This window comes from Bdellovibrio sp. ZFWA1, assembly GCF_056175665.1.
In genome coordinates this window covers 130,007-155,049 of sequence record NZ_JBJKJH010000003.1, presented here as the reverse complement: position 1 = coordinate 155,049, position 25,043 = coordinate 130,007, and the positions used below count along the sequence as shown (strand labels likewise).

Below are 25,043 nucleotides of genomic sequence, written 5' to 3'. Positions count from 1 at the left end.
ACAAAAAAAAGCCCACAATTTTGTGGGCTTTTTTTTACATTTTATTGGTGGATTCAAAAATTTTATCGGCTGATTTAGCCACAAAACCTTGATATAGTTTTCCGTCTGGAAGCGCGTATCTTTTAGCAAACTCATAGTAGCAACCCGGAATTTTGTATGTTCCATCGGTGAATTCGACATCGATGGCAGCTGCCATAGTCGAGGATTGTTCTAGGAAGTCCGCAGTGGTTCCTTTGACTTCGCCACCAGACGCATTCAAGATAAATCCCTTTGCTTTCAACCATTGATTTAGCGTCAGGATATCAGAAAACTTATTTAGGGCATTGATCAGCACTGTGAAGTGATTAGGCCGGAATCCGTAGGCGGCAACCCATGAAGCGTATTCGCTTTCTTTGGCCAATGCTTCATATGTTTTATAAGATATTTTCCAAGGTCGCCCACACATCGCAAAATCTTGGCGAGCGATCACCGAATCTGGAATCTCCGCGACCATTTTTTCAACTTCTTCGCGAATAAATGGCGAAACTTTTGCAAGTTGAAGCTCTGAAATAAAAATTTTAGGCTGAGTGCTGTCGGGATGCTCGTAATGCTTCGCGTACAGTTTTTTTTCTACGAACGTATAGTCATTTTTTTCAATATATCCGAGGGCTTTAAAGTGACGAGCCAAAGACTCAATACCAAGTCGTGGATGATCGAATGTGCGAAGCGCAATATGATCATTTAAGACGATTTCCCCTTCGGCGACGAGGCCATCGTGAATGCGTTTAGCTTCCGGATTGATTTTGATATAATCATTCCACATGTTCTTCAATAAAGTAGTGAGTTCATGTTGAACCATAGAGGCTCCTTTTATAGTAGAGCCCCTAGTTTAGTCCTTTGTCAGGACTCTGACAATCTTGCATAAGTTAGTAATAACTGTGAGCGTTAAGAGTTGGAAGATTGATTGTAGCTTCTAAAATGATGCGATGAAAAAAGTATTCCTGCCTGAATTAGAACAAGTCGAAAGACGGCGTGATGAACTCCGCGAGAAAGTACGTTTTGAGACTATCGCTCAAAGCCTTTGCAAAGGTCAAAGTTTGCCAATTTATAAATTGAGTTTCGGAAGTCAAGATCCTGAAGCACCCACCCTAGGCCTTGTAGGTGGAGTGCACGGACTTGAACGCATAGGTTCACAGGTTGTGGTCGCTCTTTTGAATCATTTTTCAGAGTTGGTGCTTTGGGATCGTGGAGTTCAAGAACTCCTTGAAGAGATTCGAGTATTTTTTATTCCAGTTGTGAACCCTTGGGGAATCGCAAACAAAACTCGGAGCAATCCCCAGGGGGTCGATCTGATGCGGAATGCTCCCGTCGAAGGAGAGGGCGAGATTCCATTTCTATTGGGAGGACATCGGTACTCGGATCGACTTCCGTGGTTTCGTGGCCCAGAGGGGGCCGGTATGCAGATCGAGGCACAGGCCTTAGTCGATGCCGTGAAGCAAGAGGGGTTTCGGTCGAAGTGTTTGTTGACCTGTGATTTTCATTCTGGTTTTGGCTTTCAGGATCAGCTCTGGTTTCCTTATGCTAAGTCCACAGCGCCTTGGCCGGACTTATCACTGGCTCACTCATTTAAGAATCTTTTGGATCGTTCATTGCCACATCATTTCTATCTTTACGAACCTCAGGCGCGTAACTACACAACTCATGGTGATCTGTGGGACTATCTTTATGATCAATTCAAAAGCGAGAATGAAAATTCCTATCTGCCTCTTTGTTTGGAGATGGGGTCGTGGATGTGGATTAAAAAAAATCCTTGGCAATTGTTCTCTTCAGAGGGGCCATTTAATCCCCTGATCGGGCATCGGCATTCAAGAACCTTAAGACGGCACAATAGTTTTTTTGAGTTAATGTTGCGGGCTGCGCGCAATCCGCAAAGTTGGGCCTGTTTAAGTCCGGAACAGAAAAATAAACATGAAGATCAAGCTCGGGAGCTTTGGTATGAGCAACAATAAACAAAATCAAGATGGACAACGATGGATATTTTTAAGGGGTTTATCCCGAGGTCGGGGGCACTGGGCGGATTTTGGAGCTCGGTTTGCTCAGCAGTTTCCACAAGCTCAGTTTGAATTTTTGGATTTGCCTGGAAACGGGGAAAGAAATCGCGAGAAAAGTCCTTCTAACATCGAGGACTATGTGTCTGATCTTCGCTCGAAGTCGCGTCTTTTATCATCCGGACCCGTGCGAATCCTTGCTTTATCTTTAGGGGGTATGATTGCCACCGAGTGGGGACGTCAATATCCCGATGAGGTGTTGCAGAATGTTTTGGTCTGTACAAGTTCTGCGGCTCACAGTTCTCCGATTGAGCGATTTCGGCTTTCGAACTATCCGGCCTTTGCTCCGTTAGCGCTGAACAAGGATCCCCGAAAGTTCGAAGAAATACTTCTGGGAGTGATTGCCAACAATGAACAGCGCCGACAAGAGCTAATGGAAGAATTGGTTGAGTACAGCACGCGTTATCCTGCTAGTATTCAAAACTTCTTTTTTCAAATCTGGGCAGCAAGTCGCTATCGATTTCCAAAGCAGGCCCCGGTTCCTACCTTGCTTGTGGGATCTCATGGAGACCGTTTGGTTTCGCCACGGTGTACTTTAAACTTAGCGCAAGCTTGGTCTGCCCCCTGCGAGATGCATCCTTGGGCGGGGCATGATATTCCGGTTGATGATCCTCAATGGCTGTTAGATATTTTGGCAAAACACAAGGCCTAAGATGGCCTAGCAAATTGTGGAGTCCGCTGTTTTTTGAAAAGCTTTCAAAGTGGCTTCGGTATTTTTTCATGGTGCCTTTTCAGAGACAAAATAGGGCACTTTGAGGCGCCGTGGCATTGACCTAGACCTCATTTTCCTATTTTCTAGGGTTTCTATTATTTGAAGGGACTTTCGTGAGGGGCTCTAGGATAACCTATTTCAAATGGATGCGAAAAAGCGGTCTGATCGCCGCCGTATTGGTATCTATTGGTCTATCTGCCAAGGCGCGTTCATTGACAGGTTCTAGCACGTTAAAAGTCAAAGCCGTGAAACCAAAAGATGACGGTTCGGCGTCTTCTGTGGAAGCAAAAACCAAAATCGAAAATAATATTAAAGCTTCGGGTGTTCAGACTTTAAAGAATTCAAATAGCCTTAGTTCGACTTATTTTTATGGTCAAATTCGCATGGAGGGAATGCAATATTTTACCTCGATCAAAGAGGCTCCAAGTTTGACCACGAGTCAGTTTTTGTCGGCCCGCCTCAGTTACTTTAATGAAGGGCCGAAGTTTGATTTTGCTTCTGATATTTCGGCCGGTACATTTTTTATTCGCAATCAGACCAAGCTAGGCGTTCATGAGCTTTATCTGACAGGTAAGGGCTTTGGTTCTAAGTTGTACGTGGGACGTAAAAAGTTTGTCTGGAGCGAGCTCGACTCAACTTGGCAGCTAGGTACTTGGCAGCCTCATGTTAATTTAGATGCCCTTCGCCCAGAGGAACAAGCCCTGGTCGGAGCATTTTATAATTATCAAGGGAAGAATTTCGAAATCGTTGGGCTTGCTTCGCCGATCTATGTGCCGACTCTGGGCCCCGACATTCGCGAAGAAGATGGCAGTTTAAAGGCGGACAGTCGTTGGTATCGAGCACCAAGCAGTGACTTCGATTTCAATGGACGTAAGAATATTATTTCATACAAATTAGATATTCCTGAAGCGATGAAGCTGGCGAACAATCAGGGGGCGGCTTTGATGGGACGGCTAGGTTCGCGAGAGTATGGCCCGTGGGCGTCGGCATCTGCCGGCTATAAGCCAGCCAATGATTTGCTTTTAAAACGTCGTGCGATCAAATCGACAACGGAAGATATCGTTAACGTCACGGTGGAACCGGTGGTGACCCATCACTCGGTTTATTCTGCCGATGTGGGTTATAGTTTTACGAATCTTAAGTTCGGATTGTCCTATCTAGAAGATGCTCCTAAAGAGGTTCGCCCTGAACCGGGATGGGTGATCCAGCGTTTGGATGGCATCAAGGCTTGGTCTGCCAATATGTCGTTTTCAATGAATAACATTTTCTCTAGATCCTTGGCTCTGCAAGCTTCTTATTTGCGAGTCGATGGCGCAAGTATTCAAGATATTGGTTCTGATGGGGCTCCCGACGACATGACGCTTTATAAAAAACGTTTAAAGTTTAATGATGCGTTGATGCTGCGATCCGAAGGACAAATCACTTCATGGCTTCGGAAGCCCATCGTAGCTCGTCTGAAATGGCTTTATGATTTTCAACAACAGGGGTCGATTTTAAATACCGAGGCTCTGTATTATCCCAAGAAAGACTGGGCTCTTGTTTTAGGAGCCGATGTTATTGGCGTTCAGGACGAAACCAAGGATCCAGATGGTTTCCTGAATCAATTTCGGGCCAATGACCGTTTTTATGGCGGTGTAACTTATGTTTTCTAAAAATGCGATCTTAAGCTTATTGATTGTTCCATTTTTGCTATCTGGATGTATTGCGAAGGTTGGGGAAGCGCCACCTCCACAGAAGGCCCAAGAGCTTAATGGAACGCAGTGTATGACAGAAGCCCTTCCTGTTGTGACTCGCTTCATGGAAGGCGAAGCTCGTAACGAAGAAGTGGCTGCGGCTTGGGACTGTGTTGCTAGTGTCATTGATAAATTTTCTAAATATGTTGGTAATGGAACCTCTGATCGTTATACATCACAAGAGCTAGCGACGTTTATTGAAAAAAACTTTCTAGATCCAAAAGAAAACCCCAAAATATCCGCGCAGCTTCAGCTGGAGTTCATGAAGATCAAACAGATTTTCGTCGGTGGTTCTCGTGATTTCGTCACAAAAGCAGAGCTTGCTCGTAGCCGCGAAGTCTTTGCTGCTTTTAAATCTATTTGCTTGAAGTTAAATCCCTACATGAAAGTTTATATTCAGGACTGGGAGACCTCAAAAGGTGGCGATCTTCAACGGGATATGAAATTCTTCGAGGAAGCTAACGAAACATCTCAGGTTGCGGCTCGTGAACTTGCTTCTTTGATATCTAAAAACCACCAAGCTTATGTGATTTCGGACTTCGAGAATTTAATGGCAGAGCTTTCTAAATTCTACGGTGAGAGCTGGGAAAGTGTTCGGCAGATTCATAAGTTTTTACCAGTTGTTAAAAAAATTAAAAAAGCCATTGCCGGAGGAGATGAAGGGACTATTTCCTCGACCGAGTGGAAGAGCTTTGTTCTTTTAGGAGTTCGCGGTTATATCCAGTATTTGCGTTACACTTACTTTATCCAGAGCATGCCTGAAACTGGAGCTGGTTTACGGCTGGCTTATATCGCTCGCAGTTTTGAAGATATTTTTTCTGTTTTCCAGGACCTGGTTCAAGAAAAGCCAGGCGGTGTTGTTGCAAAAGAAGAAATCGAAGATTTGCTTTTTACTTTTTCTCGGGAGTGGCCGGATTTTAAAGTTTCTTCAGGTGCCATTAGCGAGGTCATGAAGCTGAAGCAAGCCATGTTTGGTGGAAGTGCCGAGTCTTGGTCGACGACAGACTTTGAATCCGCTAAGTTGAAGGTTTATCGTCTGAAAGCTATTTTTGAACGCTTTTTACCTTACTTCACAGTTTACGGAATGGACTGGGATCCTCGGATTTATGAATATGAAGATGGTCAAAAGTTCTTCATGGATGCACAGTACAATTTGGAAGCGTCGGCTCAAGAGCTTGGTGCTTTGTTCGAAGGTAACTACCGACTTGAAGATCTTCAAAACTTAGTTTTTGAAATTGAAAAGCTCTATCCGGGGGAAGACGGGATTGCTGATGTTAGTTTAAAATTGAATGACTACATTCCAGTTGTGGCTCGATTTAAGAACATAGCTTTTTCTGAAAATGACACAGTTTTACGCAAAGAAAACTGGAGCTCTTTTATGAGGATCGGAGCTCGTGTCTACACGGATTATCTTTACTGGAATTACTTTGTTAAAAACACTCATAAAGAGTCCGCTGAAGGGCTTTCTTCTTTGAATATTTTAGTCCAGCAGTCTCTGAATATTCTGCGTGATATCTTGGCTAATAAAACCGGGGCCATGATACACAAATCCGAGTTGACCGCATTGGTGATGGATCTAAAGAACGCAGATATTGTTCCCGAAGAGTTGACAACAGCCAGTGTGGAAATGTTTTGGGACTACACGCTTAATAATATCTTAAATCCCCCAGCAAAACGCATTGCTGGTGTTAGATTGAATTCGTTGACCTTGGACTCTGTCGAATACGTTCGGAACGAGTATTTGATTTGGAGTGAAGGCGAGCGGTTTGCGAACACACTTTTTATGACGACTCCGTCTCAGTCGGTGGATTCATTGTTAGCAGCGCTTAAAGTAGTGACTCAAAGTCCGATTGCAGAAGAAAAGCTGGCAGGTGAGGAGTTGGTAAGAATCTACACGACTCCGGTGCCTTTTGTTTTTGATGCCGAGACACGTCTTTTGATATCTAATAAGGTTTCTAAGCCGGTGGATCGTCAGAGTTTTGCCGACTCTAATCTACACAGAGCCATTGCAAGGATCCTTATGCAGTCTTTAGCTGGGGATTTAGGCCGTATTCAGCAGTATCAAGGATTTACTCTTCCAGAGGCGCAAGAGGCCTTTGCAAAGTTAAGAATGTTCTTTGTCGAGCTGGATATGTTGGACAAAGGTTCGTTGAGCTTTGCCGATTCTCGTTTCCGCGAAGCCAATATCTTTGTTCCGCGATCGGACGGTAATAATTTGGCCTCTTTTGAAGAGTCCGTCGATTTGATTGGAATGCTTTTCTCGGGTGTTCAAAATGCGAAAGCGCTGAAGGCTTCTTTGGTGCAGAGCTGTATGCCTGCGGGGGTTAAAAAATTAACTCCTGACACCAAGTTGTCGGTACCTTGTGTACGAAAAACTTTTTATGCGCAGATGAGTTCAGTACTTGTGCAGTTGCCAGAGTATCAGAACTTTATGAAGAAGACCTCGCGTGAAGAATGGAATATTTATTTCCGTAATATCGTCAAGGCTGCTGGCTATGTTCCTAACGAGAAAGAGTTGATGAGATACGGTGAGGTTGAACAAATTCCTCATGTGATTCAGTACGTAGAAATGATTTACAATCGCTTTGATAAAAACAAAGATGGAATTATTTCGACTCCCGATGCAATGCGGGCCTTTCCAGCATTTAAAGGCTTAATGATGGACTTGGCGAAAAAGGACATCGAGGATGGTACGATTTCGAGGGCGGATTTGGACGATGTCTTTACATTTATTTTGCGCTATGGGCATCCGCCGACTTCGATCGGTGAAAAGTTGAACTTTGTTTTACGTTGGAAGAATAAGCCTGACAATTGGGATGTCTGGGCCGATAGAGTGCAGCTGGCGTCTATATTGGGCTATATCGCAGACCAGGTCTCTGCTTCCCCGAAGAGTTCTCAGCAGCCGTCCCCTTTGGCTTCAGCTCAGTAGATTGATATTTGAAAGCCTTTATCTGAAATAAAAAAAACCGCCCAAAGAGGCGGTTTTTTTTATTTTTTAGAATTTATTTTTCCACATCATGGATTCGACTGGAATTGGTGTCTTGTCGTTATATTTAGCAGACTTCTTTGAGTTGTACGGGGTAAGGATATCCCCTTTAACGTCAAAATAGATAAGCTGTCCAATAGGCATTCCGGCGTAGACTCTGACAGGCACTTTGACTGAAATTTCTAATGTCCAGAAGTTACAGAACCCAACGTCGCCTTTGCCTGCCGTTGCGTGTATATCGATACCCAAACGGCCCACGCTCGATTTTCCCTCAAGAAAGGGAACGTGAGCTAGAGTTTCGGTATATTCCATTGTCACGCCCAAGTAGAACTTGTCGGGCATTAAAACAAAACCCTCCTCCGGAATATCGAAGGTCTCTATCAGGTTGTGCTTGCGCGCGTCTAAAACCCCGTCCTTATAAAGAGCGAGGGTTTTTCCAAGATGAACATCGTAAGAATTAGTCCCGAGGCATTCGCGGTTGAAGGGCTCCACTTTGATGGTGCCCTTCTCCATGCACTCAAGAATTTCCTTATCGGTAAGGATCATTACTTAGTTTCTCTGTGGATCGTGTGACGCTTAAGATTTGGATTGTATTTCTTCTTCTCAAGACGGCTTGGAGTCTTTGTTTTGTTTTTAGTCGTTGTGTAACGAGATACTGGTTTACCTTCAGCGCGAGCTTCAGTGCACTCAAGAGTAATGATGATACGACCGCTTTTCTTTGCCATTTGGATGCTCCTTATTACGGCATTGCATTATATAAAAATTAATACAATACCCATTCAAAGGGGGACAAACTATCAAAGATGTATTAAAACATCAACTAACAAATCGACGTTTTTTTCGAAATCTTTGAAGGAGGCCCCAGTGAAATCTCTGGTTTTTGTCTTCGCTGCAGTTTTAGCCGGACCCTTAGCCTTAGCGCAAGGAATATTTGAAGGTAATAGCGGTTATGCTCTAAATCTAAGCAATACCATGCCGGATCTCAAGGCCGGGGATATCGTTATTATTGGCGAGAATCATGGCCTCAAAACTCATCAGGCTCAACAGCTTGAAATTATGAACGAAATTCGCAAAAGGGGCCTTAAAGTGTCGGTGGGGCTCGAGTTTTTCTATTTCCCTGATCAGCCCCTGGTCAACCAGTGGATCGCAGGAACTCTGTCTGAAGCGGATTTTTTGGCGCAAATTAAGTGGGGGAGCCCATCTTTTTCTTATTATCGTGACCAGGCGCAATTTCCTGCTTCATCTGAGGGGTCTTCAACACTTGCTTTGAATGCGCCACGAAGTCTGACCTCCAAGGTGGCAAAGGCGGGCTTAGAGTCTTTGGATGGGGATGATCTTTCGATGTTGCCGCCGAACTTCGAGTTAGGGCGAGATTCATATAAAAAGCGCTTTTTGGACTTGATGCCGCATATTCCAAGCGTTGAAGCAGGGGAACGTTACTTCGCAGCGCAGTCGATCTGGGATGATACAATGGCCTATAACGCTGTTCGTTTTATTCGTAACTTTCCAGATCAAGTTTTGGTGATTGTAGTTGGTGATTTTCACGTTCAGTATGGAGGCGGTCTTCCAGATCGTATTCGTATCCGCGGGATTCCTGGCAAGGTTTGGACTTGGTCGCAATTGAATTCGATGGGATTAGAAGAGGAAGAAATTCAGGACGAAATGGCTGTCTCTGCAGAAGAGGGCCCCCGAGCTGATTATGTTTGGGTCGAAGAGGCTCAACCTTAGTCTGGACTTCAGAATCTTAATGAAGCCTCTGTGTGACTTTAGCGCTCACTCTTATAAAATAAGAGTGAGTTTTTTTTACTTTTTTTAGGGGCCTATTCGATGTTTGCAACAGAGATTCTTATTTTAGTCGTTGATGATATGCCATCCATTCGAGAGATGGTGAAAACGCAACTTAAAACTATGGGATATAAGAATGTGATCGAGGCAGAGAACGGCGAAGATGGCTGGAATATGCTTAATAAAAGTCTGACGACGGCAAACCCCGTTGGACTTGTGATTTCCGATTGGAATATGCCTAAGATGAAGGGGCTTGATTTTTTAAAGCAAGTGCGTGCGGTGCCGGATCTTGTGAATTTACCTTTTGTGTTATTGACATCGGAATCTGAACGCGAGCAGGTGACTGAAGCCGTTTTGGCTGGAGTGTCTCAGTACATCGTAAAACCATTTTCGGGTAAAACTTTCGAGGATAAACTAAAGGCCGCTTGGGCCAAACATAACAAATAGTCTTTAAGCGGCGGCTGGTTTGACAGTCGCCGATTTTTTTTCAAAGAAGTAAGGCACTTCAACAATCAATGTCGTGCCGAATCCCAAACTAGATTCAACCCAGGCTTTGCCGCCGATTTCCGAAGCTGCATTTGCGATTGCATCCATACCAACTCCGCGTCCGGATGTTTCAGTCAGAACTTCTTTGGTTGAGAACTGGCTATCAAAGATATGCTGAATCACCTGAAGATCTGTTTCCATCTGATGAGCGTAGCCTTTGCTGGCAAGCTTGTTGCGGATTTTAGACGGGTCGATGCCTCGGCCATCATCGGAAAATTCAATTCGCAACAGACCATTGAGTTCGAGATTGAAATGCAGTTGTATTTTCCCTTTTGACGGTTTGCCTAAGGATTCTCTCTCTTCCGGCGTTTCGATACCGTGGTCCATCGAGTTTCTAAACGCATGGACAAAGGTTGCAAATAAGTGACCATAGACATCAGGGTTCACACGAAGATGGTTATCGTGAATTAAAACAGCAGGGGGTGTTTTTCCCTCTTGCTCTGCGATGCGCTGGCAAAGTTCGATGTAAGGCGAAAAAAAATTTTGAATTGGCTCTGAAAGATATTGATTTCGCAACTCCGCAGCAAAGGATTTTCCACCTGGTATTTGCGCCAGATAGTCGGCCCAGTTGCGAATTTCAGATGCAGGAATTTCGACCCAACGTTCGGACGAATGAACTTGGGAGCCGATGATTTCTTTTGCTTCTTCAACGAAATCTGAATAGGCAAGTTCGATCTCTTTCACTTTTTCAACCAAAATTTTTGACCGAGGATCTTCCATCAAAACACTCTCTGCTTGATGGGCTCTTTCCGCCATATCTGAAATGGAAAAGGTGGCGGCGCCTCCCTTTAAAGTATGAAGATAGCGGAATGAAGTTTCTTTGTCGGGGCCCTCGGGCTTTTCTAATTCTAGACCCAGGGCTTTTAGCAATTCGTCTGCATCGCGAATAAATCGCGAAATTTCCCGTTTACTACGAATTAGTTTAATAATCAGCTGAGCATGTGATTTCTCGTACTCGGCTTGGTGCTGAGCCTCAACCAGGGAGGTGATATCTGAGGCGACGACGACAACTCCTTGAATGCTACCATCAGTGCGCATTGGAAAGTATTCAAGTTGAATATTCTTTGATTGGCTGTGATTAAATGTTGGCGGTCCCAATGGCGCTAGATCTTCGAATGGAAGCATTTCCATGAAAAGAGTTGTCATCCATTTTTTGAAGCCTTCCACTTTTGATTCTGGAAGTTTTAGAACATCCCAGATATATTTTCCCTGAGGCATCGACTCGATGACGCTGAAGCAGGCTTTGGAGGCAATCTCTAAGACCTTGCCATTTTGATCGAAAACAAAGAAGCCTTGATTTAAGCTATCAAGTAACGCGGACATTAGTTGATTTAACTTTGAAAGTTCGGCAGTTCTTTCCGCGACCATAACTTCAAGTTTTTCACTGTACTCTTTGAGTTGCTTCTGGGCATCTTCAAGGTGTTTGATGAACTCTTCTTTTTGTTCGAGCTCTGCACGGTATTTTTTTTGAAGTCTTTCTTCTAAAGTCACATCGCGAACAAAGACAATCCAACGAGGGGATTTATCCTCTGTCGATTCATTGGCGATGGGCTGAATCGTAATTTGTACCTTTCCCGCTATGCCTTCTTGATTGTGAAAGTTGATTTCGCGGTAAGGGGTTGGATCTTTAACTTCTTGAAGTTTTTCAAGTTGTTCGATGGGTTCCGAGAAGACGAGAATTTCATGAAGCTTCTGCCCTGAACGAATCATCTTTCGCGCCGAGATGCCGGCAACCACGCTAGCGGTTTCATTACAATAGACGACTTTTGCCTCGCTATTGAGGATAAAAACCGGTTCTAATAAAGTGTCAAACAGCTGGTACGTCATCATTTAACAAAAGTCTCATTTTTTTGCGAATGGACAGTAAACTCTCGTCCTTTTGTCCATTCGGAATCCTCAGAGTTATTTTCGGCGTTGGCGCGAACTCTCCAGTAAAGTTTTCCTAATGGGATTCGATCTTTAATTAAATAACGGTTTGAGCTGATGGAAGCTCGAATAAAGGGCTTTGAAAAATCTGAAGACGTCGAAATTTCAAGAGTGTAGGCTTTCGCTCCTTCCACTTTTTTCCATTCCAGCCATATGAATGCTTCCATCTCTTTTTGTAGAAAGATAGAGGCTTTATCAAATGGCTCGCGTAGGCTTGGAATACCCAGTGGGGACTTCCACGAGAACAGGGTTTCTTGAGGGTTCGAATAGCCTGTGAGTTCTTGATTTTTTTGATCAAGAGCCTTCACGCGGAAATAGTATTTTCCCGGCGTTTCTAAGACATATGTCGATTCTGTTGCGGCGACTTCGGTAACGATCGGATTGGCGAAATCCGCGGACGTTGCCATTTCTAGACGGTAGTTTTTCGCTGTCGGCACCGAACTCCATCGAACGGGAAGAGTCTGTGGTGGAGCTGGGTCCGAAGGATTCTGTCCGCGCAATTCAAAGCGTTTAAGCTGAGCTAAAATAGGTTCTTTAAATCCAACGATGATTTCTCCAGTATCGCTTGGCGGACTGATCAACCCATTGGGGGCTATTGCGAAGACTCGGTAGTAGGTGGTGCCTTTGCTAAATTCGTCCCATGAAAACTGAGTTGACGTTGTATCGATAAAGGCGGCGTCCTTAAAGGATTTATCTTTGGCGATCTGAAGTTTAAAGGCCTTGGTTGTCGAGATAGGTTTCCAAGCCAACACAGGAGCTGCTGGAGATGCTGGAGTTCTTTCACTTTCTGGGAGTGGGATAAACTCGATTTTTTTCTGAGCCAAGATTGGTGCTGCCGGTCGAGGTTCCTTTTTGGCGGAGAGTTGCAATTCAAACTGAACTGCTTCGGACCATTCAGTTGCGACTTTGAACTGGTCTGAGAAGCCTTTGACGCGAGCAAAATATTTTCCAGAAGCTATTCCGTTGATAATAGCTTCTTTCATACCAACGACTTCTTTGCTTTGTATCAGTTCAGAAAAATCTGAAGATTGACTGATCTGATATTCAAATTTTTCCAGCTGAGGCATCGCAGACCAAGTAAGCTGTACGGGTGCTGTCACAGACTTGTCTGGATTTGGCTTCACTTCTAGGTTGGTTAGACTGTTATGCAAAGGACTGGTTATCTGAGGCGCTTTAAACAGCTCGACTGCAAATTGCTGAGTCGTCGATGTGCTACTTAGGTTGCCAGTGGTATCATAAGTTTTAACTCGCCAGTAATAGTTGGCCTCTTGGTCTGTTTTAGAAAATGCGAACTGAGGCTCTTTGGTTTTTTCTGTGACAAGCAAATCCTTGAACTCAGGATCCAATGAGAGTTCAACTTCGTAGCCTGAAACCGCACCTTGAGTTTGCCACTGAACAGGAATGGGTTGTTCGGGATTCGGTTTTAACCAACGCTTCATGTTTTCAGTCAAAATAGCGGTCTGAGGCTTTTCGATAGGTTTAATATCGCCATTGTTGGCGACTTTAAGTTTTGCATTGGGGTCTAAGTTTTTACGAGTTCCTTTTGCGGTGATCGCAGCATTACCTGATTCTAAATTGACATTAAGACCGCTGAAGGCCTTTTTCATGCGGACTTTAGATTTTTCGTTTTGAGAAGTGCTTTCAAGTTTTGTTTCCTCGGCGCCAGTCTTAACGGTGAGGTTGGAATTGGCCGCGATTTCCGCTTGAAGATCTCCATATTTAAGATCTAAGGTCATCTGTCCGTTCTTTAAATTTAAAGTGATCAACGAGTTCGGCTCGACATTGATGACTGTGCCATCGCTGAGCTGAATGCTGGCCGTTGACGAGCTACCCGTGAAAATCGAATCTTTTTGAAATACTAAGGTCGAGTTAGAGGCGGGAATCCAGCTAAACGTGTCCGAATTTTTGCGACGCACATCGTTCTTTGAAACTACGAAGCTGCCAATTTGTTCTAAACCTGAGGTGTTGGATTTTGGAAATAGCAAACTGTCATCGTACAAGAAGTACGAAAAAACACTAAGTGCGCAAAGAGCGACTGTAAAAATAATTTTTTCTGCTTTTCCAAAGTTTTTCATAATTTTCCTTAAGGCTCTTCGGCATTTATCTGTTTAGAGTTTATGGACCTAAGACCATTAGTTGAGTGGAAACTACACAGCGGTGGCCGGAAAAGGCATAATGAAGACGTGAAAAAACGTGGATTATCAATCAGATACAAAGTCCTAATTCTATTAACGGCACTTCCTTTAGTGACCTTAAGTGCCTATTTGATCTTGGCACTGGGGATCTTTGAAAAAGATAAAATCGCCTATGTTTTTGACACTTCCTCAAGCATGTCAGGAACTGTGGCGACGCAGATAAAGACTCAGCTTAATGCAACACTGACTACATGCCGTCCAATTTTTCAAGACTACTTAAATCAAGAGAAATTCACCCAAGTTGGCGAGACTATTTTTCAAAATGAATTTTCAATCGAAAGTATCTCAGTATTTAAGAAAAATGAAGCGGGAGTCTTTGAGTCAGCAGCAGTGTTAGAGAAAGAGCCAGGACAAGCTGACGCTTCGGTGAAAGCTCTGGGGAGTGAGAAAGAATTTTTAATTTTAGAATCCGCTAAAGGACAGCGCCTTTTCCGCGTCCCTTTTAAAGACGATCGAGGTCTTTTGGTTGAGCGGGTTCGTGATGAAAAAACTCTGCGCGAGAATTTATTTTTCGTTGTGATTAAGCTCAACGAGCTGGCCGAGATGTTTAAATCCGAGGCGGCTCAGAAGATGTATTTGGTTAATCAAAGCGGAAAAGTGCTTTTGGGGCCTCAGGAAATCGTTGGACAAGATATCCAAAGCGTGGTGACTCCATCCTTTATTGCCAATAGCAAACCGGGAGGGGTGGCTCAGGGGGCCGAGACAAAGTTAAGTGTTCAAGGGGAAGAGCTTTTAGTTTCATTTTCTAAAACAGGCTTTGCGGATCTATTTGTTGTTTCAACGGTTGCGAAAGAAACCGCTTTAGGTGCTGTCGCTGTATTAATTCGTAAGTCTTTGATCTTTTTTGGAGTTTTGGTTTCCATTACAACAATTATTAGTTTGTTTGCATCAAATACTTTGACCTCTGCGCTGACAGCTCTGTTCGCCGCGACAAAGCGGGTTGCCGAAGGAGACTTTAATATTCAGGTTAAGGTCAGTTCTAATGATGAGGTCGGCGAGTTGGCAGATAATTTTAGTTTAATGGCAGCCGAAGTGTCTCGATTGCTAGAGCAAACGGCCGAAAAAGCGCGTATGGAAAATGAGCTCCAGACAGCTCGTACGGTGCAAGAAACCTTGTTCCCAATGACTACAGCTCAACTAGGTAGTCTGTCTATAGCAGGTCACTATGAACCAGCCAGCGAGTGCGGTGGGGATTGGTGGCACTACTGTCAAATCGGAGATAAATACTTTTTTTGGATTGGCGATGCCACGGGACACGGAGTTCCAGCGGCTCTTATCACGTCGGCGGCGAAGTCCGCTGCAACGATTATTGAAACACTTAATGTCGGCCCAGATAAAGGTTTGGAACTATTAAATCGATCGATCTATGACGTTTCAAAAGGGCGCATCATGATGACGTTCTTTTTGGCATGTTATGATCCGGCGACTGGCAAACTCTCTTATTCAAATGCGTCCCATGAAGGGCCCTATCTTTTAAGAAACTCTGGACAAGAGTTGAAGAAAAAGGACCTGATGGCTTTAAATGAAGTTAATAATCCACGTTTAGGCCAAGCCCGAGACACTCAATACAAACAGGTTGAAGTAGATCTTTTGCCCGGCGACACAATTTTCTTTTATACGGACGGTATTCCAGATGTTCAAAACCCAAATAAAGAATCTTGGGGCGAACGGGAATTTATAAAAACCCTAATTAAGTCCTTCAAAGATTTTCCAAATCCAGAAGAAGGGGTTCAAAGATTTGTCATCGCGATGAACGAGCATCGGCAAGGTACTGAATTGATAGATGACGTGACCTTTTTTGTTATTAAGAATAGTTAATTTGAAGTTTAAATAACTTGGTGGAGGAATCGTATGGGAAAATGCGATATAAAAGTGAATAAAGCTGGTGATAAATTAAATGTGAGCATCGGTGGAACTATCGATGAAGATATCGATTTTTCGATGTATAGTTTAGCCGGTGGACAGCAGGTAGATATTGATATGAATCAAATTAAGTCCATAAACTCTTGTGGAATTCGAGAGTGGATAAAGTGGATGGGCACGGCAGGTTCTGCCTCGATTCAATTTATTAACTGCCCCAAGGTGATTGTCGATCAGATCAATATGGTTGATGGTTTTCTTCCCGGCTCGGCCAAGGTCCAGTCATTTTATGTCCCTTACTATAATGACGACTCTGGTGCAGAAAAGAACATTCTTTTTGTGCGTGGAACTCATTTTGATGATGGTTCATTAACGCCTCCAGAAGGAGTCAAAGATGACTCCGGCAACGAAATGGAAATGGACGTTATCGAAGCTAAATACTTTAAGTTTTTAAAGCGCTAAACTAAGGGTTTAATCCTTAGGTCTAGTTTGTTTGTAATCGATTAAAAGATTAAGGGTAAAGTGCCGATAATATAAGAGTGGAAAAAAACGGCATAAAAATTCTTATCTTAGAAGATGACAGCAGTTTAGGTGCTGCGATGAAAGAAGCTTTCGAGAGATCGGGAGCTTCTGCCGTTCATGTGACTAAGCCCAATGATGCAATCACGGAAATGGGAAAGACTTCGTTCGACTGTCTTTTTGTTGATTGTATGCTGCCAGGGGCGAATGGAGCCGAGTTCGTTGAAAATATTATTCGTCCACAATTTCCTAGTTTAAAAGCTAAAATTTATCTGATGAGCGGTATTTATACCGACAAAGCCTATGTTGCCGAGGCGATCAAAAAAACTCGAGCGGCGGCATTTATTCAAAAGCCTTTTAATTTAAATGAGGTTTTAAATCTTGTTCAAGTTGAAGGACAAAGTGTCAGGGCTCAATCAGCACAGCAGTCAGTGAACATCAGTGCACGAAAAAAGTTGTATGGCATGTTTTCGGATCCGAAGGTGACGCCTCGGAAGAAACGAAAAATTATTGAAGAAATTGAAGAGGTCAGTGGATACGACCTTCCCTTTATTTACTCATTGCTTGTTGAAACAAATAGTTCGGGAACATTATTCATCTATCATGATAGCTCTAATGTTTCGAGTGTGACTTTTTGCAATGGGCATATTATCGGAGTGGATACAGAAGATAAAACAACTTATCTTGGCGAAATGCTTATCCAGAGTGGTTATGCTACACCCAAAGATGTTCAGGCGGCACTTCGAGAGAAAAGCACTCGTCGAATTGGTCAGCAGTTAATTATGCAGAACCAATTGAGCCCCCATGCCTTTGATTTAATTTTAGCAGAACAGATGAATATTCGCTTGTCGCGAACTATCGTCGAAGAAAAAGTGCGTATTAATTTTGCCAGTGCTGAAACTGAAATGATTTATCCTAATATAGAATCAGACACTTTATTATCTTACCTCCATGATTGGATTGCTTCCAAAACTAGTGTTAAGTGGTTGAAGTCTTTGTATGGAATCTGGATGGATAATATCATAGAGGTCGCGCCCTCATTCAACTTAGAGTCACCAGCTTTTCAAATGCATTTGGTGAAGTCTTTGGATGGTTTAGCCGAGCTTCTGCAAAAGCAAGAGATGACCCTTAAAAAGATAATTGAAAGTAAAAAATTTAATGAAGAGCCCTTATTTAAAGCTCTGCACTTTTTATTGACTAAAGGGTACATTGTCTTTGCGCAAAAGATGTCTGCCCAGACATTAGAAGAGAGAAAAAAGCAGTTTGAGCAAGTTTATGCTCAAATCAAAGATAAGTCTTCGCGTGAAGTTTATAGTTATGTCGAGCAAAACACCATGGCACTAGAGAGTGCCGATAGCATGTATCAAGAGTTTATGGCGACTTTAGGTGTTGAGCCCGAGGATAAAGATCTGTCTTCGACGTGGAAGGCGATTTCACAGATTGTACAGGAAGCGGTTTCGACAGGGTTCGATTCGCAGAGTAAGAACGCTATGCTGCAAGAGAAAGCGAAGCGTGAGGCCGAAAATAAGCTGCGCGCGAATACTTTATTGGAAGATGCCAAACAATATCTAATGACCTCAAAGTATGCTCAGGCGGTCGAAGCGATCCGACATATAATGGAGTTGAATCCCGGGGCGTTCCAAGTGCGTATTTATAGTGCCTGGAGTAAAATAGCGACGGTGGATCCGGCCAAAAAAGCCACTCAATTGAAGGAAATAGAACTAGAATTGGCGCAGATACCAGCGGAAGAAAAATATGACAGTCTATATCCGTTTGTGATGGGTTTGTTCTATAAAACCAAAGGCGATATGAATAGTGCTAAAAAATCGTTCGAGAAGAGTACAGCACTAGACGGTTCATTCATTTTGGCTCGAAGGGAGTTATCTCTTTTAGAGAATATGAATAAGAAGCAAGATATTTTAAAAATGGATCTGAAGGATGTGGTCTCAGGATTCTTCAAAAAGAAATAAAAAAAAGGTCGGAGAGAGTCCGACCTTTTTAGTTTTAGAACTTAAACTCAGTTTCTACTAAAATTTTGATGTTGCTGTTTTTAGAGTCATTGGGCTTTGTCTTTATACTGCTGTAGCCAACTCCATAATTGACGTGCCACCAATCTTTGAGGGGTTTGATCAACTTTATCTGTGCATCCATCGCGCTTTCAATTTTAACTCCTTGAGAGTTGCCCCCTAAATAATAATCGAAGCGGGGTTCATATAATTGAGCCCATTTTTTAAACGACGACGGCATTTGCTGGATTCCAAAGAAGCGAAATCCAAAGAGCCCTAGGTTAGCGCTTCCTATGCTAAGTGCTTTATAGTTCAGCCCAAGCCCCCAGGTATCTTCAACGTAAGGAAAACCCGCTTTTAGGCGATACAGTAAATGAATGGTTGAGGAAGAAACTTTGGTGTCGTCGGCTTTTTTAGAAGCCTGAAGCTCATGTTCAAGAGCAGTCCCCCAGTGGAACTTAGCCCAGCTGGAGTTGCTTGTCATAAAATCTTCAAGCCACCAAGTCAGTCCGATTTGTCCAAGGACTTGTCCGTTTGGAGAGTTGAATGAAGTACCGATGCGGAGGAGGTAAGGGGTGCCGCGCAGGAAATCCATTCCGCCGATGAATGATTTTTCGCCCTTTTTTATATTTAAGTAGCGTCGAGTTTCAACTCCTGATGGAAGATCGCTGACCGTCCAAATAAATTGATTCGACTTTCCAGAAGGTTCGATGGATGAAGTTTCGTCAAAAGAGCTAACTTGAACATCCGGTCTGCTGATGCCCTGAACCTTGGTTCTAGATCCAAAGATGCGGTCTTGAGTTTTCGCGGAAACATAGGCTCGATCACCTTCGCTTGGAATGATGCTGCGAATGTAAAACTCTTGGCGCATTGGTATGTCTCCGTCGCCTTTGAGCCATACTTGGGGTCTACTTTGTGAAAGACGAGTTTGCCAGTCACCATTGGGCAGCCGGCGAACCTTGTCTTCATGGACGGGATCGGCTCCTTTGGCAGTCAGAATAATGCGCTTTCCATCATCGTCTAAGACGATATCTTTGAAGTCCACTTCTTTTAAGCGAGTGGAAATCTCGAGGCTTGCCCCGGACTCCATCTGGGTGCGAAATTCAATATTTTCCGAGCGGTCGTTCAAGAATATGATACCTTGATTGCCAACGACTTTGCCATTCACTTCGACGAAGGACATCTTTGAAGTAGTGGCTCGGGATTTAATAACCAGCTGTCCTTTGTCAGAGCTTAGGTAAAGCTCATTTGAACACAGAGATGTTCGAGTCTCCTCACTATCTCGAAAAACACAGATACTCATGAAGGGGAAGTATTTCATGTCATCGAATAATGACTTTTCAATCGGCTCTGAAACAAACTGTGCGATGTCAGTTCGATAATTTTCGTTTTTATCTTCTTCTGAAAGTTCCGTGGAGCTTTTTACTTTTTTTATCTTTTGTTCGTTGAAATCTGAAGAGTAAATAGCTTTACCATTGTTATTCTTAAGTACGATGCTTCCTTCAGATAAAAGGGCCGCGGGCCATTTAAAGACAAGCTGTTTTTGATTGTTTTTATTTGTGACGATATCGAAGGACATTTCTTTTGAGTTGATCATGATGTCACCGATTCGGAGTGTCGATGAGTCGATCAGTGTGTATTCGAATCGTTGGGGTAGTACCTGTAAGCCATTTTTGCTGGCTTGAAATAATAGTGGTTTGGTCGATGAAGTCTTTGCTGAAGAAGAAGGTTTGACTGCTTGTGATTCAGGAGATGCCACTTCCTTAGGGGCAGTTTCAGATTGTCCGAAAGCAGTTCCAGCGATGATGCTTGTTGAACTCAATGCTAATGCTAAAGAAGTTAGCCGTAGCAGACTCATTGTGAATCTCCTGGATGCATTAATGTTGCGATTTCCTGCGACGCCTTGTGGGGGTCTTGTGCATTCATTATAGCTCGAATGACAGCTAAAGAGGTCGTCATTTTTGACAAGAAGTCTCGATTTTGGCTGATGACAATTCGGCGAGGATGTTGGCTCCAAGCGGTTTTGATTCTTTCGTTAAGCGCCTGCGCTTCTTGAAAGCTTTCGGTGCGAATTGGATTTGAGGTGTCGTAAAAATCGGCGGCAGCTGTGTCTAAGTGCAAAACCCAATCATAACGACTCAGTTCGTAGGCCTCATCAGTGCCCATTGATGTAAAAAAATCTTCTTTAGGAAGAGGCCAGTAGGCAATCGCATCCAAAGATCCGCGATCACAAACCAAAAGGGGGGCCTGAGACTGATGGGCAATTAAGGCTTCAAGTTCTTTTTGGGTGTAATAGATAGCTCGTTGTACGTGAACTAACCCCTCGGTGTCTTTGGATCGTGGGAATCCACCGCGATATAATATACTGGCAGCCTCAGCGACTATAGCGCAGCGAGGGCCTAGCTCTTTTTTTAAGGCTTCGATAAGGGTTGTTTTTCCGCCCGAAGGCCCACCGGTAATGGCAATTTTGATCGATTTCATAACAATATTTTGCGTTGTTTAAGCATCGAGGTCAAATGGCTTTAAATTTACAAAAGATAACGAATGCTAAAGGCGATACGTGCGAAGAAGCGATAGCCCCAGGGCATTTTTTTTAGGTCGCTGAGTTTGATCTGTAGAGAACTTCTTAAGTCTAGTTGAAATTGATTGTTGAGATGTTCGATGCTGTCAGAATCAGTGAGAACAGCCTCAATTTCGAGATCGTGAAGGAAAGAGCGGTGATTTAGATTGCTCGATCCGATACTAGACCATTGGTCGATCAGCATATATTTCGCGTGGAGGACTCGATTTTGAAACTCAAAGACCTCAATATTGTTTTTGGTTAACCACTTGAGAATGTTATAGGAAGCCATTTTGACTAAGGGCACGTCCGAAGGACCAGGTATAATGATTTGAATCTCGCATCCTCTTTGTTTTGCTTTTTTTAGTGCCCTAAGAAAGGATCTTTTTGGCAGAAAATAGGCAGAGGTAATCGAAATTTTGGATTGAGCAGAGTTGATTCTTTTTATTAAGTCTTTGTATAACCGATAACGCATTTTTTGGCTGTAGTTGATCCTTAATGCATCCATTGGCAAAAGAGGTTTTCGCTGTTTTGCCAGCCCCAGTAGCCTTTGAAAGAGGCGCTCTTTACCAGCATCGTTCCAAGTTAGATTGTGGGCCCGGATAGCTAATTCCACGGAGGAGCCCTCTAGTTGGACAGCAGAGTCTCTCCAAGCTTTAATTCCCATCACGGATTCAGAGTGTTCCTGAGTTAAATTTAGGCTTCCAACCCATAAGAGTTCGTCATCGATACATACAATTTTGCGGTGATTGCGTCGATTGAGTCGACGAACCAGGCTTGAAAATCGCAAAAGATGTTTGATAGAGAAAAGCTGGAACCAGCGAAAGTTGCGGGGGAGGGGATGATACACTCGTAAAGGGATATTGTTTTTTCGGCAGATATTTTTTAAGGAGTCTATCCAGTAGTAACTACCAAAACCATCTATGATGAGTTGAACTTGAACTCCGCGCGCGACGGCGGCGCGAAGTTCTTCCAGTAGAATATTGGTTATGGGATCCACTGAAAAAATATAGCTTTCGATAAGGATTGATTTTTTTGCTCGTCGAACGCCGTCGACGATTGAACGAAAATACTCGTCACCAGAGTGATAAAAATTGATTTTAGTCCAGCTGGCGTTCATGCTTACCTTCCAGGATAAAGCACAACCCTTTCTTGTTCATTTAATGGTATTTTTGCTTTTAGGATGGATTGCGCTTCATTCCAAGAATAGCGGCTGGAGCTATGGATGAGAACAATTTTTTCAGATTTAATCTCGGGCAGTCGAGGAAGAATTTCATCAAGATGAGTGTGGCCCCAGTCTCGGGCATGTTGTACGCTCTTTTTATCATCTAAATAAGTAGCTTCAAGAAAAAGAACTTTTGAATTTCTGATCCAATCTTCTTGATCGAGGAACTCGATTTGTGTGTCCCCCGTAAATGAAAATACCGGTGTTTCTATTTCGTCCTGCAGAACGACACCCTTATTTTTTAGTTCTACCAGCTGGTGAGAGTTTAGATGTGCGAACTCGGGACGAAGTTTGTGATTCCGCTCAAATACAGTATAACCGTACGACTCGATGCGATGAACTGTTTTGAAGGATTTTACAAAGAGTTGTTTGTTTATTTCGACCTGGAATTTCGAAGTTACGGGATGAAAGTGATAAGCATATTGATGTCCTTCAAGTTCCTGCCAGATCTTCATTATTCTATCCAATCCCTCGCATTGGCTTGCTGGGAGGTAGAATTGAGCTGGGTTTTGCCTATTCATTGCTTTTTGAGAAATAATATAGGGAATACCCGCAGCATGGTCCATATGTGCGTGCGAAATAAAAATATGGCGCAGATTAAAGGAAAAAGGAAAACCTTGGGCTACATCAAAACCTAGGCTCCATTCAGGAATTGCGAAGGCCGTGCGAATTCCTGAAAGGGAAAGCCCCTCTACTTTCAAAGAATTGAAACTCCAAGGGGCTCCGACTTGAAACACTTAAAAGGCCTTTGTCACTAAATCGTGGTTGATCCAAGCATAGGGCTGTTCTGGCTTCCAAGAGCTGTGTATCATAACATATCCGCATGCCGAAAAGACAACTTCAGAGAGTACAGAGGTGATCAACTGCTTTTCGTCTTTGTGAAGTGCATAAAGTTGCTCTGAACGCATGAGCATCTCTTCCATTTGTTCTTTGCTGGAATGCTGTGGCCATTTATCAAATGAGCAGTACTCTTTAGTCACTGGAGTATTAAAATAACCATCCGTGATTTGGATAATATCATCAACGCCCGTTCCGTCCTTAAGAAGAGCGAGGCAATCCTTTAATACTTTTTGTGCCTTCGGATTTTGAGTTTCTTTTGAAAGCAAAGAAATGAGGGGATAGAGAGGGATTTCCACTCCTTGAAAAATAGAGCTCGAGTTAGTTAAAATCTCGGGGCAGTTGTAAACGCACGAGGAAATTCCTTTTGCAAAAAATTCGGACGAGATATTTTCTAGGCGTTTCTTGGCCCAACCTTGAATGTATGGTGAGTAAGTTTGCCATTGAATTTTTCCGTTAATTTCAATCTCAGTCCCGTGATACCCATAGGCTACATAGCTAACATGAGAACCAGACATTTGAAGCTTTTCACGAAGTGGGCCAGAGAGTTCAATAAGATGGCGATAGGTATCGGCAGTCACTTCGTTAAAACTCGTCTCACAAAGGCGACCAATATCACTTTGCCAAAATTTTTCTGAGGCTAAATAACGATCACCTGTGCCTTTAAAGACCCAGTTCATGACCGGCATTACGATTTTAGCTCTTGGTACGCCACCTGCCATAAGATGGGCGAAAAGAACATTTGCGCCAGCTGGAATATGTTTTTCTAGTTCGACCAAGTATTGAGCAACCTGTTTTTTAAATCGCTCGAGGCCCTTTTGACGAGAGTTCTCGATTGATTGAAAGTTGAGTTTGCAGTTTTCCCAATTACTTAGTTTAGCTTCTTTAAGTTGATCAACAGGGCAGACTCCGTTGTCATCCTTTTCAAGATCAAATCCCGCCTCTAGAGGGATATTAATAAATGGCTGAGGAATTTGAGCCATCTCTTCGTCTGTTAAAGATCGCAGTTGGCCATCTTTGTCCCGACGCCCCACAGTTGCACGGATAACTGTCATGCCAATTCTTTCAGCTTCTTCAACGAGCCCCGTTGCGTAGCCTCGAGAAAATAGTTCTCCGAAAAGGACCAAGACATCCCCTTTTTTATAGGGTGCTAACGAGGGTTTTTGTCTGAGAGGAAAATAATTTTGCATAAGCCTCCTTAGGGAAAATGTTCTGAAATGATGCCCATGACTATGGCTTTTCAACAACAGTGGGTCAAGTAATCGGCTTGACTCGGTGATTAACAATTGATGCTATATAGCAATGCGTATTGTGAGTTTAGTTCCATCGTGGACAGAGACATTTATTAAAGCGGGTATTCAAGTAGTTGGTCGAACGCGTTTCTGTATTCATCCGGCTCAAAAGATCACAAATATTCCAATCGTTGGTGGAACCAAAGAAGTGGACTGGGATCTTATTATCGAACTGAATCCCGATTTAATAATCATGGATAAGGAAGAAAACCCACTGCAAATGGCCGAAGAGTGCCCCTTACCTTATCTTGCAACCCACGTTTCTTCGTTATCAGACATGCAACGCGAACTAGAGCGTTTAGGCCGCCACTTTGATAATCAAAATCTTTTGCAGTGGGCTTTTGAAACTGGAGAGCTCTTGCAGTTGCCTCGTCGGGCATGGAGCTTTCAGAAGATCCCCGGGCTTATCGAGATGGTAAAGTCGACCGACAATGATGTTACATCGGTCGTTTATATGATTTGGAAAAAGCCTTGGATGTGTGTCAGTCGTGCGACATTCATTGGCTCTATGTTGGAATATCTAGGCGCGCGAGTACTTACGTTTGAGCACGATGAGAAATATCCTTTGGTTGAGGTGGAAGAGTTTCAGAATAGTTTCGTCTTATATTCGTCCGAGCCATTTCCGTTTCATAAAAAAATTCATGAACTTCGCGAATTGGGATTTTCAGGAGCCGTAGTTGATGGGGAGTCCTATTCTTGGTTCGGTATTCGCAGTTTAGAGTTTTTAAAAGCTAATTCTTTGATATAAAAAAACCGAGCCGCGAGCTCGGTTTT

20 protein-coding genes are annotated in these 25,043 nt (G+C 43.3%); 10 read left to right on the top strand and 10 right to left on the bottom strand.

The genetic code is table 11. The annotated features are described in order from the left end of the window. Positions 1 to 34: 34 nt before the first annotated feature. Positions 35 to 838, bottom strand: a complete 804-nt coding sequence (locus AC04MN_RS14560; protein WP_475383943.1) for a 2-oxoadipate dioxygenase/decarboxylase family protein — start codon at positions 836 to 838, stop codon at positions 35 to 37. Positions 839 to 965: 127 nt separating this feature from the next. On the opposite strand from AC04MN_RS14560, the gene AC04MN_RS14555 reads away from it, so the two are divergent. The 4 genes from AC04MN_RS14555 (at position 966) to AC04MN_RS14540 (ending at position 7,461) form a co-directional block, all read left to right on the top strand. Then, positions 966 to 1,988 (top strand): DUF2817 domain-containing protein, encoded by a 1,023-nt coding sequence (locus tag AC04MN_RS14555; protein ID WP_475383942.1) that lies wholly within the window; start codon positions 966 to 968, stop codon positions 1,986 to 1,988. Next, positions 1,975 to 2,739 (top strand): alpha/beta fold hydrolase, encoded by a 765-nt coding sequence (locus AC04MN_RS14550; protein WP_475383941.1) that lies wholly within the window; start codon positions 1,975 to 1,977, stop codon positions 2,737 to 2,739. Before AC04MN_RS14555 ends, AC04MN_RS14550 begins: the two co-directional genes overlap by 14 nt. 206 nt (positions 2,740 to 2,945) lie before the next feature. Then, positions 2,946 to 4,451: a transposase gene (locus tag AC04MN_RS14545; RefSeq protein ID WP_475383940.1), complete on the top strand. Its 1,506-nt coding sequence runs from the start codon at positions 2,946 to 2,948 to the stop codon at positions 4,449 to 4,451. Next, complete coding sequence (locus AC04MN_RS14540) at positions 4,441 to 7,461, top strand: hypothetical protein (RefSeq protein ID WP_475383939.1); 3,021 nt, start codon at positions 4,441 to 4,443, stop codon at positions 7,459 to 7,461. Before AC04MN_RS14545 ends, AC04MN_RS14540 begins: the two co-directional genes overlap by 11 nt. A gap of 66 nt (positions 7,462 to 7,527) precedes the next feature. Here AC04MN_RS14540 and dcd read toward each other — a convergent pair whose 3' ends face one another. Further along, positions 7,528 to 8,064 (bottom strand): dCTP deaminase, encoded by a 537-nt coding sequence (dcd, locus tag AC04MN_RS14535; protein ID WP_475383938.1) that lies wholly within the window; start codon positions 8,062 to 8,064, stop codon positions 7,528 to 7,530. Beyond that, on the bottom strand, positions 8,064 to 8,243 hold the full coding sequence (gene rpmG, locus AC04MN_RS14530; protein WP_142696808.1) for a 50S ribosomal protein L33: 180 nt from the start codon (positions 8,241 to 8,243) through the stop codon (positions 8,064 to 8,066). The genes dcd and rpmG overlap by 1 nt, the downstream gene beginning before the upstream one ends. Before the next feature lie 139 nt (positions 8,244 to 8,382). Here rpmG and AC04MN_RS14525 point away from each other — a divergent pair, with 139 nt between their 5' ends. Both AC04MN_RS14525 and AC04MN_RS14520 read left to right on the top strand, forming a co-directional pair. After that, positions 8,383 to 9,246 (top strand): ChaN family lipoprotein, encoded by an 864-nt coding sequence (locus AC04MN_RS14525; protein ID WP_475383937.1) that lies wholly within the window; start codon positions 8,383 to 8,385, stop codon positions 9,244 to 9,246. Between the two features lie 99 nt (positions 9,247 to 9,345). Continuing rightward, a complete protein-coding gene (locus AC04MN_RS14520) occupies positions 9,346 to 9,750 on the top strand; it encodes a response regulator (RefSeq protein ID WP_475383936.1) in 405 nt (134 codons plus the stop codon). A 3-nt stretch (positions 9,751 to 9,753) separates the two neighbouring features. On the opposite strand, the gene AC04MN_RS14515 is transcribed toward AC04MN_RS14520, so the two are convergent. Together AC04MN_RS14515 and AC04MN_RS14510 are read right to left on the bottom strand one after the other, a co-directional pair. Then, positions 9,754 to 11,679, bottom strand: a complete 1,926-nt coding sequence (locus AC04MN_RS14515; RefSeq protein ID WP_475383935.1) for an ATP-binding protein — start codon at positions 11,677 to 11,679, stop codon at positions 9,754 to 9,756. Then, positions 11,676 to 13,850 (bottom strand): FecR domain-containing protein, encoded by a 2,175-nt coding sequence (locus AC04MN_RS14510; protein WP_475383934.1) that lies wholly within the window; start codon positions 13,848 to 13,850, stop codon positions 11,676 to 11,678. The genes AC04MN_RS14515 and AC04MN_RS14510 overlap by 4 nt, the downstream gene beginning before the upstream one ends. A gap of 108 nt (positions 13,851 to 13,958) precedes the next feature. On the opposite strand from AC04MN_RS14510, the gene AC04MN_RS14505 reads away from it, so the two are divergent. From AC04MN_RS14505 to AC04MN_RS14495, 3 genes are all read left to right on the top strand, one after another. After that, a complete protein-coding gene (locus tag AC04MN_RS14505) occupies positions 13,959 to 15,788 on the top strand; it encodes a SpoIIE family protein phosphatase (RefSeq protein ID WP_475383933.1) in 1,830 nt (609 codons plus the stop codon). Between the two features lie 33 nt (positions 15,789 to 15,821). Next, entirely contained in the window at positions 15,822 to 16,292 is a 471-nt protein-coding gene (locus AC04MN_RS14500; protein ID WP_475383932.1) for a hypothetical protein, read from the top strand. A gap of 77 nt (positions 16,293 to 16,369) precedes the next feature. Beyond that, positions 16,370 to 18,319: a response regulator gene (locus AC04MN_RS14495; RefSeq protein ID WP_475383931.1), complete on the top strand. Its 1,950-nt coding sequence runs from the start codon at positions 16,370 to 16,372 to the stop codon at positions 18,317 to 18,319. Between the two features lie 34 nt (positions 18,320 to 18,353). Here AC04MN_RS14495 and AC04MN_RS14490 read toward each other — a convergent pair whose 3' ends face one another. The 5 genes from AC04MN_RS14490 to AC04MN_RS14470 are packed head-to-tail and all read right to left on the bottom strand — an operon-like array spanning position 18,354 to position 24,167. Further along, a complete protein-coding gene (locus AC04MN_RS14490; protein WP_475383930.1) occupies positions 18,354 to 20,213 on the bottom strand; it encodes a hypothetical protein in 1,860 nt (619 codons plus the stop codon). Next, positions 20,210 to 20,836 (bottom strand): ATP/GTP-binding protein, encoded by a 627-nt coding sequence (locus tag AC04MN_RS14485; RefSeq protein ID WP_475383929.1) that lies wholly within the window; start codon positions 20,834 to 20,836, stop codon positions 20,210 to 20,212. Before AC04MN_RS14485 ends, AC04MN_RS14490 begins: the two co-directional genes overlap by 4 nt. 47 nt (positions 20,837 to 20,883) lie before the next feature. Beyond that, positions 20,884 to 22,035, bottom strand: a complete 1,152-nt coding sequence (locus AC04MN_RS14480; protein ID WP_475383928.1) for a phospholipase D-like domain-containing protein — start codon at positions 22,033 to 22,035, stop codon at positions 20,884 to 20,886. Positions 22,036 to 22,037: 2 nt separating this feature from the next. Beyond that, positions 22,038 to 22,877 carry an MBL fold metallo-hydrolase gene (locus tag AC04MN_RS14475; RefSeq protein ID WP_475383927.1) on the bottom strand — a complete coding sequence of 280 codons (840 nt, stop codon included), beginning with the start codon at positions 22,875 to 22,877 and terminating at the stop codon, positions 22,038 to 22,040. Continuing rightward, positions 22,878 to 24,167 (bottom strand): enoyl ACP reductase FabMG family protein, encoded by a 1,290-nt coding sequence (locus AC04MN_RS14470; protein WP_475383926.1) that lies wholly within the window; start codon positions 24,165 to 24,167, stop codon positions 22,878 to 22,880. It lies immediately after the preceding gene. A 112-nt stretch (positions 24,168 to 24,279) separates the two neighbouring features. Between AC04MN_RS14470 and AC04MN_RS14465 the strand changes: the two genes are divergently transcribed. Continuing rightward, complete coding sequence (locus tag AC04MN_RS14465) at positions 24,280 to 25,017, top strand: helical backbone metal receptor (RefSeq protein ID WP_475383925.1); 738 nt, start codon at positions 24,280 to 24,282, stop codon at positions 25,015 to 25,017. Positions 25,018 to 25,043 lie beyond the last annotated feature (26 nt).